The sequence below is a fragment of the Allocellulophaga tsushimaensis genome (genome assembly GCF_055383085.1).
This window is the reverse complement of the sequence record NZ_AP039451.1, coordinates 2,195,337-2,209,233: the sequence shown is the minus strand read 5'-3', so window position 1 is coordinate 2,209,233 and position 13,897 is coordinate 2,195,337. Positions and strand designations below refer to the sequence as shown.

General features: G+C 31.6%; 13 protein-coding genes. 12 read left to right on the top strand and 1 reads right to left on the bottom strand.

What is annotated here, in order from left to right; genetic code table 11:
• Nucleotides 1-78 precede the first annotated feature (78 nt).
• From ACZ451_RS09405 to ACZ451_RS09355, 11 genes are all read left to right on the top strand, one after another.
• The gene (locus ACZ451_RS09405) at nucleotides 79-897 is read left to right on the top strand and encodes a hypothetical protein (protein ID WP_464216858.1); all 819 of its coding nucleotides are present in this window, start codon (nucleotides 79-81) and stop codon (nucleotides 895-897) included.
• A 190-nt stretch (nucleotides 898-1,087) separates the two neighbouring features.
• The gene (locus ACZ451_RS09400; protein ID WP_464216857.1) at nucleotides 1,088-2,704 is read left to right on the top strand and encodes a vitamin K epoxide reductase family protein; all 1,617 of its coding nucleotides are present in this window, start codon (nucleotides 1,088-1,090) and stop codon (nucleotides 2,702-2,704) included.
• Between the two features lie 118 nt (nucleotides 2,705-2,822).
• Nucleotides 2,823-3,038: a hypothetical protein gene (locus tag ACZ451_RS09395; protein ID WP_464216856.1), complete on the top strand. Its 216-nt coding sequence runs from the start codon at nucleotides 2,823-2,825 to the stop codon at nucleotides 3,036-3,038.
• Between the two features lie 177 nt (nucleotides 3,039-3,215).
• Nucleotides 3,216-3,437, top strand: a complete 222-nt coding sequence (locus tag ACZ451_RS09390) for a hypothetical protein (protein WP_464216855.1) — start codon at nucleotides 3,216-3,218, stop codon at nucleotides 3,435-3,437.
• 101 nt (nucleotides 3,438-3,538) lie between these two features.
• The gene (locus ACZ451_RS09385; protein WP_464216854.1) at nucleotides 3,539-3,766 is read left to right on the top strand and encodes a hypothetical protein; all 228 of its coding nucleotides are present in this window, start codon (nucleotides 3,539-3,541) and stop codon (nucleotides 3,764-3,766) included.
• 103 nt (nucleotides 3,767-3,869) lie between these two features.
• Nucleotides 3,870-4,040 carry a hypothetical protein gene (locus ACZ451_RS09380; protein ID WP_464216853.1) on the top strand — a complete coding sequence of 57 codons (171 nt, stop codon included), beginning with the start codon at nucleotides 3,870-3,872 and terminating at the stop codon, nucleotides 4,038-4,040.
• Between the two features lie 577 nt (nucleotides 4,041-4,617).
• Entirely contained in the window at nucleotides 4,618-6,807 is a 2,190-nt protein-coding gene (locus ACZ451_RS09375) for a peptidase domain-containing ABC transporter (RefSeq protein ID WP_464215148.1), read from the top strand.
• 86 nt (nucleotides 6,808-6,893) lie between these two features.
• A complete protein-coding gene (locus ACZ451_RS09370) occupies nucleotides 6,894-7,067 on the top strand; it encodes a hypothetical protein (protein ID WP_464215149.1) in 174 nt (57 codons plus the stop codon).
• A gap of 59 nt (nucleotides 7,068-7,126) precedes the next feature.
• Nucleotides 7,127-8,419, top strand: coding sequence for an HlyD family secretion protein (locus ACZ451_RS09365; protein WP_464215150.1), 1,293 nt, complete (start codon nucleotides 7,127-7,129; stop codon nucleotides 8,417-8,419).
• A 45-nt stretch (nucleotides 8,420-8,464) separates the two neighbouring features.
• Nucleotides 8,465-8,704: a hypothetical protein gene (locus ACZ451_RS09360; protein WP_464216852.1), complete on the top strand. Its 240-nt coding sequence runs from the start codon at nucleotides 8,465-8,467 to the stop codon at nucleotides 8,702-8,704.
• Between the two features lie 549 nt (nucleotides 8,705-9,253).
• Complete coding sequence (locus ACZ451_RS09355; RefSeq protein ID WP_464216916.1) at nucleotides 9,254-9,808, top strand: sigma-70 family RNA polymerase sigma factor; 555 nt, start codon at nucleotides 9,254-9,256, stop codon at nucleotides 9,806-9,808.
• Nucleotides 9,809-10,035: 227 nt separating this feature from the next.
• Here the strand turns inward: ACZ451_RS09355 and ACZ451_RS09350 are convergent, their stop codons facing one another.
• Entirely contained in the window at nucleotides 10,036-10,860 is an 825-nt protein-coding gene (locus ACZ451_RS09350; protein ID WP_464216851.1) for a UbiA prenyltransferase family protein, read from the bottom strand.
• 142 nt (nucleotides 10,861-11,002) lie between these two features.
• Here ACZ451_RS09350 and gcvP point away from each other — a divergent pair, with 142 nt between their 5' ends.
• The gene (gcvP, locus tag ACZ451_RS09345) at nucleotides 11,003-13,852 is read left to right on the top strand and encodes an aminomethyl-transferring glycine dehydrogenase (protein ID WP_464216850.1); all 2,850 of its coding nucleotides are present in this window, start codon (nucleotides 11,003-11,005) and stop codon (nucleotides 13,850-13,852) included.
• Nucleotides 13,853-13,897: the final 45 nt, after the last annotated feature.

Here is a 13,897-nt window from a genome sequence, read left to right as displayed (position 1 = left end):
TACATGCGAATATACATGCATATATAATGTTGTAGAAAAATAAAAGTAATATTATAACATAATTTAAAAAAAACCGATATGAAACTGTCACAACTTATTTTAATGTCCTTTAGTCTTTTATTTTTTTCTTGTAGTACAGATAATGATGAATTTTCTGTAGATAAAGAATTAAATAGTCTAGAAGAGATTAATAAATTATCCTCATTAGACAAACAGACACATAGATCATCCATCAGAATTGGAGATCCTTTTGAAAAAACAATGCAATGGGCATCCTATATTGCTGCTCAAACCATTATGTCTGATAATAATATCCGTACAGAAGTATTTAATATACTTAATGGTAGAGATGCTATTTCTTTTGAAGAATTGATTGGAGGAGGCGAATCAAATAATTCGCTTTTTAAAGCTAAATTCATGGCTACTCTTAATTCAATCCTACAATTACATAGAGCTTCATCAGGACCAACTTTTGGTAGGCAAACTCCACCGCCACCTGTTGTAGACTGTGGTTGCGCTATCCCTGAAACTCCAGAGTCTGAAGCAAATTTATTTATGAACAGTTTATTAGAAGATAATTGTATAGAATTATATATGCCTGAAGGCTTTTCACCACTTACCCCAACTGGTATAACACACTCTCTAACATCTACTGCACATCCATTAAACGGGGATGATTTTAACGAAGGAATCATACATTATTCAGAACCTATTTTTAATGGTTTATTTGATGTTATAACTAAAGAAGTAGATGTAGATTCAAATTATTTAACCGATATAAATTTTGATATAGTTATCGTTGTAAGGCCAGTCAGAGTTATGCTTGGGCTAGGTACTAATCCTTGTTTTTATCCTCAATACCCAGATATCGATTTTACAGATTTTTTAAGCAATTAAACTTTTAAAAATCAATTTTTAAAATGTGTAAAACTCTCTAGAATCTTTCTAGGGGGGTTTTTTTAACTCATTATTAAAAATAACTTACGAATATGAAGTAACACGCATCACTTATGAAATGACTATTGCTGTCTTGGTATTTTCAATTCATCTTAGTAACACAATTACAATAAGATTAAAACTTACACCTATGAAAAACTCACTAGCAAGCCAAGTACAACTCTTATTATTAAAAAATAATATTCCTTGTGATAAAGAAGAATTAGCTTTTCAAATAGAAAGTCATCCATCATATCCTAGCTTACATGCTATAACGGGTGTTTTAGATCATTTTAATATTGATAATGTAGCTTTAGATGTTCCTATTAACAAAGAAACACTTTCGCAATTGCCAAATTGTTTCTTAGCACAAATTAAGGACAATGATACTATGAGCTTTGTTATTGTGAATAATAACAACGGCAGTTATAACTTAATTTCTGAAGATCAAAAAAAACAAAAATTATCTTCCACCGAATTTTTAGAAAAATTTACCGGCATTATAGTCGCTGTAGAAAAAACAGAAGATATTGCGTTTCAAAAAAATAATGATTCAAAGATTAATAGGTTCCTTATCATATCTTCTTTCATTCTATTAGGAACATTTTTTATCCATATAGGTACTGGTCTTAGCACATTAGCATACTTTTTATTGGCTGCTATAGGTGTTTATATTAGTGTTTCTATTATAAAGCAAGAATTAGGAGAAAAAACATTTCTAGGAGAGGCTTTTTGTGCTCCAACCGCCACAAATACTAATAGTTGTGATGCTGTACTAACATCTAAAGGGGCCCAATTTGGAGCCTATAAACTTAGTGATTTTAGCATTATTTATTTTATAGGTTTACTCATCGCTACGGTTCTTTTAACCACCTTAAACAGTACTGTAAGTATGCTAATGCTTATAAGTGCTATTACAATTCCTATTACGATCTATTCCATTTACTATCAGTATGCTATTGTAAAACAATGGTGCTTTTTATGTTTGGGGATCACAGCTGTATTATGGGCACAAGCAGCTCTTATGATTAGTACTCATTACAATAGCACTATATTTTCTAACATTACGATAAGCGATGTTTTTGTATTAGTATTTGGTTTCTTATCTGCTTTTACCATTTGGAATGTAATTTCTCCTAATCTGAAACGTATTAAAGAGTTAAAAGAATCAAAAATAAAATACTTTAAATTTAAGAGAGAGTACCGTTTATTTGAAGCTTTATTAAACAAATCAGCAGTTGTAGAAACGTCTATTCCAAATGCTTCTGAGATTGTTTTTGGGAATCCAAATGCGGCTCTAAATATTACTGTAATAACAAGCCCTTTTTGCGGACATTGTAAGCCTATCCATACCTTAATAGCACAAATCTTAAAAAAGTATTCAGAACATGTTCAGATATGTATTCGTTTTAGTACTCATGAAGCCAATACTCCTTTAATTGATATTACGAGTAGAATCTTAGAACTATACCATACCGAAAGTAATGCTAAATGTTTAGAGGGTATGGATAATATTTATGGTGGTTTAACTACTGAACTATGGTTTAAAAAATGGGGCAAAACAACAAATGGTACCCCATATATACATACACTACAATTAGAACGTGAATGGTGCCAAAATAATAACATCAATTTTACACCCGAAATTTTAATCAACGGACGTTCATTTCCTAAAGAATACGAACGCTCAGAGCTCCTCTATTTTATAGAAGACCTCTATGAAAATATCCATTTACAAGAAGTTAGCACCTTACAGAAAACCTTATAAAATACGTAAAGCCCTTTTACAAGGGCTTTACAGAACAATATTCTCTCGCGAAGAATAGACACAATCTGTGAGTGTCTTTAAATGTTCACGGCAAATATAATTATTAAATATTTTTAATATGAAGAATTTAAAAAACTTAGGGAAATCTTTACCTAAAAATGAACAACAAAACATTTTTGGAGGATTGAGCTCTAGTGGAAATCGATGTGTTAATGAATGTATCAGCGGTTCTTGTAGTGATCCAAATCATAGCTGCGTAACAACGATATGTCGTAGAGAAAATGGTGGTGTGATGGGTAAAAATGTATGCAGATGTACAAGTGGCAATAACTAATATTCTTTTTCTTATAGTTAATTAAATAAACATAAATACAAAAAATAATTCTTTATCAACCCTAAATTCGATAAAGATAATGTTTTGGTTAGGTTAAATATTCTCTCGCGAAGAATAGACACAAACTGTGAGTGTCTTTAAATGTTCATGGCTAATATAATTATTAAATATTTTAAAATGAAAAATTTAAAAAACTTAGGAAAATCTTTATCTAAAAATGAACAACAAAACATTTTTGGGGGATTGAGCTCTAATGGTAATCAATGTGTTTCAGGTTGTTGGTATGATGCACAATGTGGCGGAGGCCCTGATTGTAGGTGTATAGGACATACTTGTACAACATCTGATGGAAGTTCAACTCTTCAATACCTCTGTAGATGTGTAAATGGTGAAAACTAAAAAATCACTTATAATATTCTTTTTAACTGTTAAGAATAGACACATGCTGTGAGTATCTCTAAATATTCACAATAAACATATAATTTATTAAAACTTTAATCATGAAAAAATTGAAAATTTTAGGGAAAAATCTCAGTAAAAATGAGCAAAAAAAAGTGTTCGGTGGATTAAGCTCTCAGAGTTATGGTTGTGCTTCTGGTTGCTCTAATAATGCTCAATGTGGTGGAGGCACTGATGGCGCTGATTGTAAATGTATTGCAAGTCTATGCCACACTGGTGGAGTTGCTTATGCTCAATATCTATGTAGATGCGTAAATGGTGAAAACTAAAAATATTAAATAGATATTAATAATATTCTCGCGCGAAGAATAGACACAAACTGTGAGTGTCTTTAAATGTTCACAGCAAATATAATTTATTAAATATTTTAAAATGAAAAACTTAAAAAATTTAGGAAAAATCCTAAATACTAAAGAGCAAAAAGAAATTAATGGAGGATTGCTTCCTGTTGGTTTAGGAGAATTTAGATGCCCTGGTACAAGGCAATGTGTTATAAGCGTCCTTCCTAGTGGAGATCTTTTATGTGGCCCTTGCCATTTATAACTTTATGTAAAGCGAGCTTCGGCTCGCTTTTTATTAAGCTCCACATTTATAACTCTTTTTAAAAGCTTTAAAAAAATAATTCTCTAAATAAACATAACTATTTAAATTAAACTCTCTCTCCTCTATAAATAAACCAAGGGTAAAACAAATTTGAATTAAGAAATATGTTCTAACAACGAATAAACATAAATTGTGAGTGTCTTTAAATGTTCACAGCAAACACAATTCATTAAATACTTTTACATTAAAAATTTAAAAAACTTAGGGAAGATTTAAGCAAAAAAAGATTAAGGCGGTGATATCATCCATGGGAACATGATGGTTGTATATGGTTATACTGTAGAAATATATTTAACAGGCTTTCTATTTTCGTTTGTCTAAAAAGAATTCATACCTAACAATATTTTATTTGAATTTTCAAATAACTCTAAATAATGCTCTTAACTATTTCAAATAATTTAGAATATTATTTAACACATTACTCTAGTCTAAAAAAATCAAGTTTATTAGCGACTATTTGTATTATTATAGACAAAAAATACATACTTTAGTTTTATATCATTTAAATTTATTTTTTTTGAAAAAATTCCCCTTTTACAAACAGGCAGAAGCTAAAGATTGTGGTCCTACTTGTATTAAGATCATTGCCAAACATTACGGTAAAATTATTAATGCTCAACAGTTACGTACACTCTCTGAAACCACTCGTGAAGGTTCTAGCCTTTTAGGACTTAGTGATGCTGTAGAAACCATAGGCTTTCGCTCCATTGGCGTTAAAATATCCTTTGCCAAGTTTAAAGAAGTACCCTTTCCTTGCATTGTACATTGGAATAAGAACCACTATATTGTGGTCTACAAAATAAAAAAAGATAAAGTCTATGTCTCCGACCCTGCTCATGGGCTTCTTACTTATTCTAAAGCCGAGTTTATTAAATTTTGGATTGGTAACAATGCTGATGAATTTACCGAAGAAGGTATTGCTCTGCTTTTAGAACCTACTCCCCTGTTTTACAATGAAGAGTTTGACAATGACAAACAAAACTTTGGCTTTGGCTTTATCTTAAAATATCTTTATAAGTATAAGCGCTTTGTGCTGCAACTCGCCATTGGTTTATTAGCTGGGAGTTTATTACAGCTTATCCTTCCCTTTTTAACGCAAAGCGTGGTTGATGTGGGGATTAACAATCAGGATCTTAATTTTATCTATCTTATTCTTGCAGCACAACTCTTTCTCTATATCGGGAGAACTGCTTTAGAAATTATTAGGTCTTGGATTCTATTGCATCTTAGTACCCGTATCAATATATCCCTTATCTCGGATTTCTTTATCAAACTTATGAAACTCCCTATTTCTTTCTTTGATGTTCGGATGACGGGAGATTTATTGCAACGTATTAATGATCACAGGCGTATTGAGCAGCTATTAACTACTTCCTCACTTAGTATGCTGTTCTCTTTTTTTAATTTAATTGTGTTCAGCTTTGTATTAGGCTATTATAATTTACAAATTTTTAGCGTTTTTTTCTTGGGCAGTGCTTTGTATATCGGTTGGGTGTTGTTTTTCTTTAAACGGCGTAAAGAACTCGATTACAAACGTTTTCATGAGGTGAGTAACGAGCAGTCTAAAGTTATTGAACTTATTAATGGTATGCAGGAAATTAAACTTCATAATGCAGAAAAACGTATGCGGTGGAATTGGGAGTTTGTACAAGCGCGGCTCTTTAAAATCTCTACTAAAAATTTGATCTTAGAACAAACACAATCGGTGGGTTCTAATTTTATCAATGAACTTAAAAATATGTTTATCACTATTTTATCGGCTAAGCTTGTTGTTGATGGGGATATTACTATTGGGGCTATGCTGGCCATTACTAGTATTGTTGGCCAACTCAATTCCCCTATTAGTCAGCTCATTAGTTTTATGAGAGATGTTCAGGATGCTAAAATATCTTTAGATCGTTTAGGGGAAATTCATAACAAAGAGGATGAAGAATCCCCTACGGATGAAAAAATAAAAACCCTTCCTGATGATGCTACCATTCAACTTAATAAAATTTCTTTTCGTTATCTGGGAGGTTTAGAACCTGTCCTTAAAGACTTAACCTTAACAATTCCTCCAAACAAAACTACGGCTATTGTTGGGGTTAGTGGTAGTGGTAAAACTACTCTTATGAAACTCTTATTACGGTTTTACCAAGTGGAACAAGGAGATATTACTATTAATAATTTTAATCTTAATAATATCTCTCAAAAGGTATGGAGAGCGCATTGTGGGGTGGTGATGCAGGAAGGCTATATCTTTAATAATACCATAGCCCATAATATTGCTATTGGGCAAGATTATATTGATAAAGAAAAATTAGACCATGCTATTGATGTGGCTAATATTGCTGATTATATTGATAACCTGCCACTTGGCATAAATACTAAAATAGGTAGTGAAGGTTCTGGGCTTAGTACCGGGCAAAAACAACGCTTACTCATTGCCAGGGCGGTTTACAAAAATCCTAAATTTTTATTCTTTGATGAGGCTACTTCTGCATTAGATGCTAATAATGAATCGGTAATTATGAAAAATTTAAAGCACTTTTTTAAAGATAAAACAGCAGTGGTCATTGCACACCGTTTGAGTACTGTAAAAAACGCGCATCAAATTGTGGTCTTAGATCAAGGGAAAATTGTAGAAATTGGAAATCATGAATCTTTAATTAAACTAAAAGGAAATTATTACAACCTGGTGAAGAATCAATTAGAACTGGGGGCTTAACAATACAATCTCGCGAAGTTGTAGACACAAACCTTGAGTGTCTTTAAATGATCAAGGATTTAAATATAATTTTAAATCATTTAATCATGAAAAATTTGAAAAACTTAGGGAAAATCCTAAACATATCTGAACAGAAAGAGATTAATGGAGGTAATCCTTTTAGGCCTTCTTCTGGAGGATGTAGTAATGGATTTTATGTGTGTAATGGCATAGAAATTTGGGTAGGACCATGTCAATGGCCACATATAGCACCATGTTAACCTATTAAGAACCTTAATAGTGCCCGAGTAACTCGGGCACTATACTATAAATTTAGAGTATGCCAGAAAATACAAATCACATCGAACTTCGATCGGAAGAAGTACAAGAAATTTTAGAAGCAACTCCTAGTTGGATGATCCGTTGGGGAAATATCCTTATACTAGCCCTAATCTTAATGTTACTTTTTATTTCTTGGTTTGTAAAATATCCTGACATTATTAATGCAACTGCTATTATTACTACTAAAATACCACCACAAAAGGAGTATGCGAAAAGAAATGGTAAAATAGCAGCACTTCTCGTTGAGGATAATCAAATGGTTAACGCTAACACACCTTTGGCTATTCTAGAGAATACCGCTAATTATAAAGATGTGTTTCTCTTAAAAACTATTGTTGATACTATTGCGATAAATAATGAGGCATTCTCTTTTCCTTTTGAGGAACTCCCTATTTTATTCTTAGGGGATATTGAAACTGAATTTGCACTCTTTGAAAACAATTATATCCAATATCAATTAAATAAACAATACCAACCCTTCTCTAACCAAGCAAATGCCAATAGAATTACCAAACAAGAAATACAATCGCGACTGAGAACCTTACAAGCGCAGAAAAAACTTAATCAGGCTGAATTAAAAGCCCAAAAAAGCGAATTAAAACGCAGTAAATTATTACTTGAAAAAGGCGTTATTGCGAAACAAGAATTTGAACAAGCGGAAATCGCTTACTCGCAAGCAGAACGAAACTTTACTAATATGGATATCTCCATCTCTAACCTTAAAGAGGCCTTTACCAATGCGAACAATACCTCTAAAACAACTTTGATAAATAAAACCAGAGAGGATATTAGTTTACTTAAAAATGTAATTCAATCCTTTAGTCAATTAAAAAGAGCTATCAAAAATTGGGAATTACAATATCTATTACAGTCTAATATTAACGGGAGAGTAGCTTACCTCAACACTTGGACAAAAAATCAAAATGTAAATCAAAACGATTTAATGTTTACTATAGTCCCCAAAGAAAATTCTGCTTTTGTAGCCTATTTAAAATCTCCTGCACAAAACTCTGGAAAACTAAAAAAAGAACAGCTTGTAAATATTAAACTGCAAAATTATCCTGATACTGAATATGGTATCCTAAAAGGGCAGATAGAAAATATAGCTTTATTCCCTGATAAAGAAGGGCAATACCTCTTAACGGTTTCGTTACCAAAAAAACTCATCACTTCTTATCAAAAAGAAATTGCTTTTAAATATGAAATGAATGGAAGTGCAGAAATTATTACCGAAGATCTCCGCTTGATAGAACGTTTCTTCTATCAACTTAAAAATATAACACAAAATTAAAATATTCTTTCGCGAAGAATAGACACAAACCTTGAGTGTCTTTAAATGATCAAGGATTTAAATATAATTTTAAATCATGTAATTATGAAAAATTTGAAAAACTTAGGGAAAACCCTAAACAAAAATGAACAAAAATTAATTAATGGGGGAGTAATGACAACCGATCCTTTTGCTGAAAATGATTGTCATTCACAAAATGAGCCTTTATCGTGTTGGCAAGCATATTGTAGAAGAAATCCATTTGCACCTGGGTGCCGTTTTATAAATGCTATTCCTACATCATAGTATTATGTTTCATAAAAGCTGACTATAAAATAATTTTTAGTCAGCTCTTTTTTTAATTATATACTTTTCAAAAAGAGATCTATTTACAAGTTAAATTGCTTAAACAATATTTAATACAATACCTTCCAACCAACTATATGGAAATCTTAGATGAAGAACAAGCTATCATTTAGTTTATTCTGTATTGAATTTACACAAAGAAAAATTCCTTTACAGGGTCAAAAATTCCTTTTCAACTATATTTCTGACACAAAACCAGTTACAACTAAGTACTTTAGTTAAGTAGTTTACTTAGTATTAAAAAAAACAATAAACTTACTAGGTTATCATATAATTAACACAAATGTTACATTTAAATATATTCTCGTGATATTTATGTGATAGCTAATCTTAATCTTTGTTAAAGTTAAAACAAAGTACTACTTGAATAAATGCAAATAAATTTAATTAGTTCATAATTAAACAATTTAATTCATTTATTTTTTTGACTAACAATAAAGTATAAAAATTAACTAAAAATAATTACTTTTGGCACTATTAAAGACACAAATGGCGACACATCAACTTAACCCAGATAATTGGGTAGATAGTTATGCAGATTACTTATATAATTATGCAGTAGCAAGAGTTAGCGATGCAGAAATTGCTAAAGATTTGGTACAAGATACTTTTTTTGCTGGCTTAAAATCTGCAAAAAATTATAAAGGAGATGCTGCGGAACGCACATGGCTTATAGCCATATTAAAGCGTAAAGTCATTGATTATTACAGAAAAATAAATTCTAAAAAAGGAAAAGCCGAAGTTAGAATGAGCTATAGCTCCAATACAGATTCCGAAGGTGATTGGTTAGAAGAACAAGTTGCTGACCCATCAAGTTCTTTTGAAAACGATAAAATAGAGAATGAAGAATTGGGTTCTGCAATACATGAATGCTTGGCAAAATTACCTCATAAGCAAGCACTTGTTTTTAAGATGAAAACAATACAAGGCATAAGTACCGAAGATATTTGTAATGAGTTAGATATTAATCCGTCTAACCTCTGGGTTATGATCCATAGATCTAGAACGGCCCTAATGGAATGTCTAAACGATAATTGGTATTAATATATGATTTCATGTGAAAAAGCAGCTATAATCTGCAATAAATCTCAATATGAAGAAGCTGGTTTTATAGAAAAACTAAAACTACGTTTTCATCTTAAAATATGTAAAACCTGCTCTAAATTCACAAAACAAAATACAGAATTAACCTCTTTATGCAATCAGGCTAACTTAAATAGCTTGGATGATAAAATAAAGGAAGAAATGAAAAAAAAGTTGGAGGGCAAATTCTAACTAAAATATTCTAGAATTAATAAAGTCCCAAACCAAAAAATTGGTATACTTTCTACGAAAAATGAAGAAAAATACCTATGCTGTTCTTTTTTTGTCAATAACATTAAAAAGCCTAATAGTAAAAAAAGAACACCTTTAGAAATTATTTCTATTACACTTACCTTTTCTTTAAATATTGTTAAAAAGAAAAATAGCACTACAGTAAAAGAGCCTAAAACTCTTGTTGTAGAAGTACCGTATAATTGCGGTATGGTATTTAAATCTTTAGCGTCATATTTTAAGTCTCTAATTTCAAACGGGACTAGTAAGATTAACACGAATAAAAAACGCTGAATCACTTCTATAACTACATTAAAGTTAATAGCATCTCCATTATCTATTACTGGTAATATTACAGTAATTCCAGACCAAACTAAGGCTACTACAAATATTTTTAGACCTCCTAAACTTCTTAAGTTTTTAGAGTTTGGAAGAAAAGGCAAAGCGTATAAACCTGTAAGGAGTAACATGAGCAAAATAAAACCCCAGCTGTCTTTAGCAATAAAAAAACTAAAATAAATGGTTAATGCTAGTGCAATAAGACTAAAAAACTGAATACTTTTATGATATTTATTCGCAACCAAAATATATTTTTTAGCCTCTACTCCATATTTTATAAAATTATAAGCACAAATCACACTAAAAAAAATAAAATAATACAAGCTATTTTTAACAGAAGTGTTTAACAAAATGCTACTCACTTTAAGGAGCGAAATAACTGCAAAAGCTACATGAACACTTGCGTCTAAATAAAAATCAAATAATCGCTTAAAAATCTGCATCAAACAAAAATAATCAAAGTGTTTATAACCATGCCTAATAGTTAAAAACTTTATACTATTTACAACTACAAATCATTAATTTTAAGATAATTAATTATTAATTTCGTGCTGGCTAATTATAAGAAATATTTTTTTAAAAAATATGAAAACAGACGTATTTGCATCGCGCCATATAGGCATCAGAAAAGAAGATTTACAACAAATATTAGATACTATTGGTGTAGAAAATATAGAACAACTTATTTATGAGACTATTCCAGAAGATATCCGCTTAAAAAAACCTTTGGATTTAGACAAACCGATGAGTGAACATAAGTTTCTAGCTCATCTACAACAATTATCAGAAAAAAATAAAGTATTTCGTTCTTACATAGGATTGGGTTATCATGAAAGCCTTACTCCATCAGTAATTAAACGTAATATTTTAGAGAATCCAGGTTGGTACACTGCATATACACCGTATCAAGCAGAAATTGCACAAGGAAGATTAGAAGCCTTATTAAATTTTCAAACTATGATTTGTGATTTAACAGGGATGGCATTAGCAAACGCTTCTCTTTTAGACGAAAGTACTGCTGCTGCTGAAGCAATGACGATGCTTTTTGATGTTAGGAGTAGAAATCAAAAAAAGAATGCGGTTCTTAAATTTTTTGTATCAGAAGAAATACTACCACAAACTTTATCATTATTGCAAACTAGAGCTACACCATTAGGCATAGAATTAGTTGTAGGTAAACCTAATGAATTTACGTTCGCTACGGATTTCTATGGTGCTTTACTTCAATATCCTGGAAAAAGTGGTCAAGTAGATGATTATAGCAATTTTGTAACCAATGCAAATGCAGCTGAAATTAAAGTAGCATTTGCAGCAGATATTCTAAGTTTAGCATTATTAACCCCTCCTGGAGAACTAGGAGCTGATGTAGTTGTAGGTACTACACAACGTTTTGGCATACCGTTGGGCTATGGAGGTCCACATGCCGCATATTTTGCTACTAAAAAGGAATACAAAAGAAATATTCCTGGTCGTATTATTGGCGTAACAAAAGACACAGATGGAAACCATGCGTTACGTATGGCATTACAAACTAGAGAACAACATATAAAGAGAGATAAAGCTACATCTAATATTTGCACCGCTCAAGTATTACTAGCTGTTATGGCTGGTATGTATGCTGTTTATCATGGACCAAATGGTATAAAATATATAGCTAATAAGGTACATAGCTCCGCTGTAACTTTAGCGGATGCTTTAGAAAAATTAGGATTGTACCAAATTAACACTTCTTATTTTGATACCATTACGATAAAAACAGATGCTATAAAAATAAAAACAGTTGCCGAAAAGCAAGAAGTAAACTTTTTATATGTAGATAACCAAACTATTTCCATTGCTGTAAATGAAGCAACTTCAATTAAAGACTTACAACAAATTGTAGACATATTTGCTGAAGTTTTAGAAAAGCAAACCATAACAATTAAAGATTTACAAAAAAAATCTGCTATTAAACCAAGTATACAACGCGAAAGTCCTTTTTTACAGAATGAAGTTTTTAATTCATACCATTCTGAAACGGAACTTATGCGTTACATTAAAAAATTAGAGCGTAAAGATTTAGCTTTAAATCATTCTATGATTTCTCTTGGGTCCTGCACTATGAAATTAAATGCTGCTACAGAGATGCTTCCACTAAGCTGGGCAAATTGGGGTAATATTCACCCTTTTGTACCTGTAGAACAGGCTGAAGGTTATCAAATTGTCTTAAAGGAATTAGAAAAAGACTTAAATATAATTACTGGTTTTGCTGGTACATCACTACAACCAAATTCTGGTGCCCAAGGAGAATATGCCGGATTGATGACTATACGTGCCTACCACCAATCCAGAAATGAAGCGCATCGTAATATTTGTCTAATTCCTGCTTCAGCTCATGGAACTAACCCAGCATCAGCAGTAATGGCTGGTATGAAAGTAGTAGTTACCAAAACAGATGAAAGAGGAAATATAGATGTTGCTGATTTAGAAGAAAAAGTAAACTTACATTCTGATAATTTAGCTGCTTTAATGGTTACCTACCCATCTACACATGGTGTTTTTGAATCTTCAATTCGTCATATTACAAAACTTATACATGACAATGGAGGGCAGGTTTATATGGATGGAGCTAATATGAATGCCCAAGTAGGTCTTACAAACCCTGCAACTATTGGCGCTGATGTGTGTCATTTAAATTTACACAAAACATTTGCTATTCCGCATGGCGGTGGCGGACCTGGAGTTGGTCCAATATGTGTTGCTCCACAATTAGTTCCTTTTCTACCAGGCAACCCAGTAATTAAAACAGGGGGAGAAAAAGCAATTACAGCTATTTCTGCAGCACCTTGGGGAAGTTCTTTAGCCTGCTTAATTTCTTATGGATATATTAAAATGCTTGGAGAAGAAGGACTAAGGCATTCTACCGAAATTGCTATTCTAAATGCTAATTATATTAAAGAGCGATTAAATGGTAGTTTTGATGTTTTATATACTGGTGAAAAAGGAAGAGCTGCTCATGAAATGATTTTAGATTGTAGACCTTTTAAACAAAAAGGTATAGAGGTTACTGATATTGCAAAAAGATTAATGGACTATGGTTTTCATGCGCCAACAGTTTCTTTCCCTGTAGCAGGTACAGTGATGATAGAACCTACAGAAAGTGAAGGCTTAGCAGAATTAGATCGTTTTTGTGAAGCTATGTTAGCCATAAGAGCAGAGATCAATGAAGCTACTGATGATAATGTAAACAATGTTCTTAAAAACGCACCACACACCTTAAAAATGGTAACGAGTGATACTTGGAGTTTTCCATACAGCAGACAAAAAGCAGCTTTCCCATTAGATTATGTTTCGGATAATAAATTTTGGCCTTCTATAAGAAGAGTTGATGAAGCTTATGGAGATCGAAATTTAATCTGTATTTGTGCTCCTATAGAGGCATATCAAGAAGTATAATACACTTTAGAAGATCTTGATAAAAATTTAAACCAAAAAAGTGAG

Coding starts and splice junctions, on each gene's coding strand:
- ACZ451_RS09405 (WP_464216858.1), top strand. CDS start 79: ATGAAACTGTCACAACTTATTTTAATGTCCTTTAGTCTTTTATTTTTT.
- ACZ451_RS09400 (WP_464216857.1), top strand. CDS start 1,088: ATGAAAAACTCACTAGCAAGCCAAGTACAACTCTTATTATTAAAAAAT.
- ACZ451_RS09395 (WP_464216856.1), top strand. CDS start 2,823: ATGAAGAATTTAAAAAACTTAGGGAAATCTTTACCTAAAAATGAACAA.
- ACZ451_RS09390 (WP_464216855.1), top strand. CDS start 3,216: ATGAAAAATTTAAAAAACTTAGGAAAATCTTTATCTAAAAATGAACAA.
- ACZ451_RS09385 (WP_464216854.1), top strand. CDS start 3,539: ATGAAAAAATTGAAAATTTTAGGGAAAAATCTCAGTAAAAATGAGCAA.
- ACZ451_RS09380 (WP_464216853.1), top strand. CDS start 3,870: ATGAAAAACTTAAAAAATTTAGGAAAAATCCTAAATACTAAAGAGCAA.
- ACZ451_RS09370 (WP_464215149.1), top strand. CDS start 6,894: ATGAAAAATTTGAAAAACTTAGGGAAAATCCTAAACATATCTGAACAG.
- ACZ451_RS09365 (WP_464215150.1), top strand. CDS start 7,127: ATGCCAGAAAATACAAATCACATCGAACTTCGATCGGAAGAAGTACAA.
- ACZ451_RS09360 (WP_464216852.1), top strand. CDS start 8,465: ATGATCAAGGATTTAAATATAATTTTAAATCATGTAATTATGAAAAAT.
- ACZ451_RS09355 (WP_464216916.1), top strand. CDS start 9,254: ATGGCGACACATCAACTTAACCCAGATAATTGGGTAGATAGTTATGCA.
- ACZ451_RS09350 (WP_464216851.1), bottom strand. CDS start 10,860: ATGCAGATTTTTAAGCGATTATTTGATTTTTATTTAGACGCAAGTGTT.
- gcvP (WP_464216850.1), top strand. CDS start 11,003: ATGAAAACAGACGTATTTGCATCGCGCCATATAGGCATCAGAAAAGAA.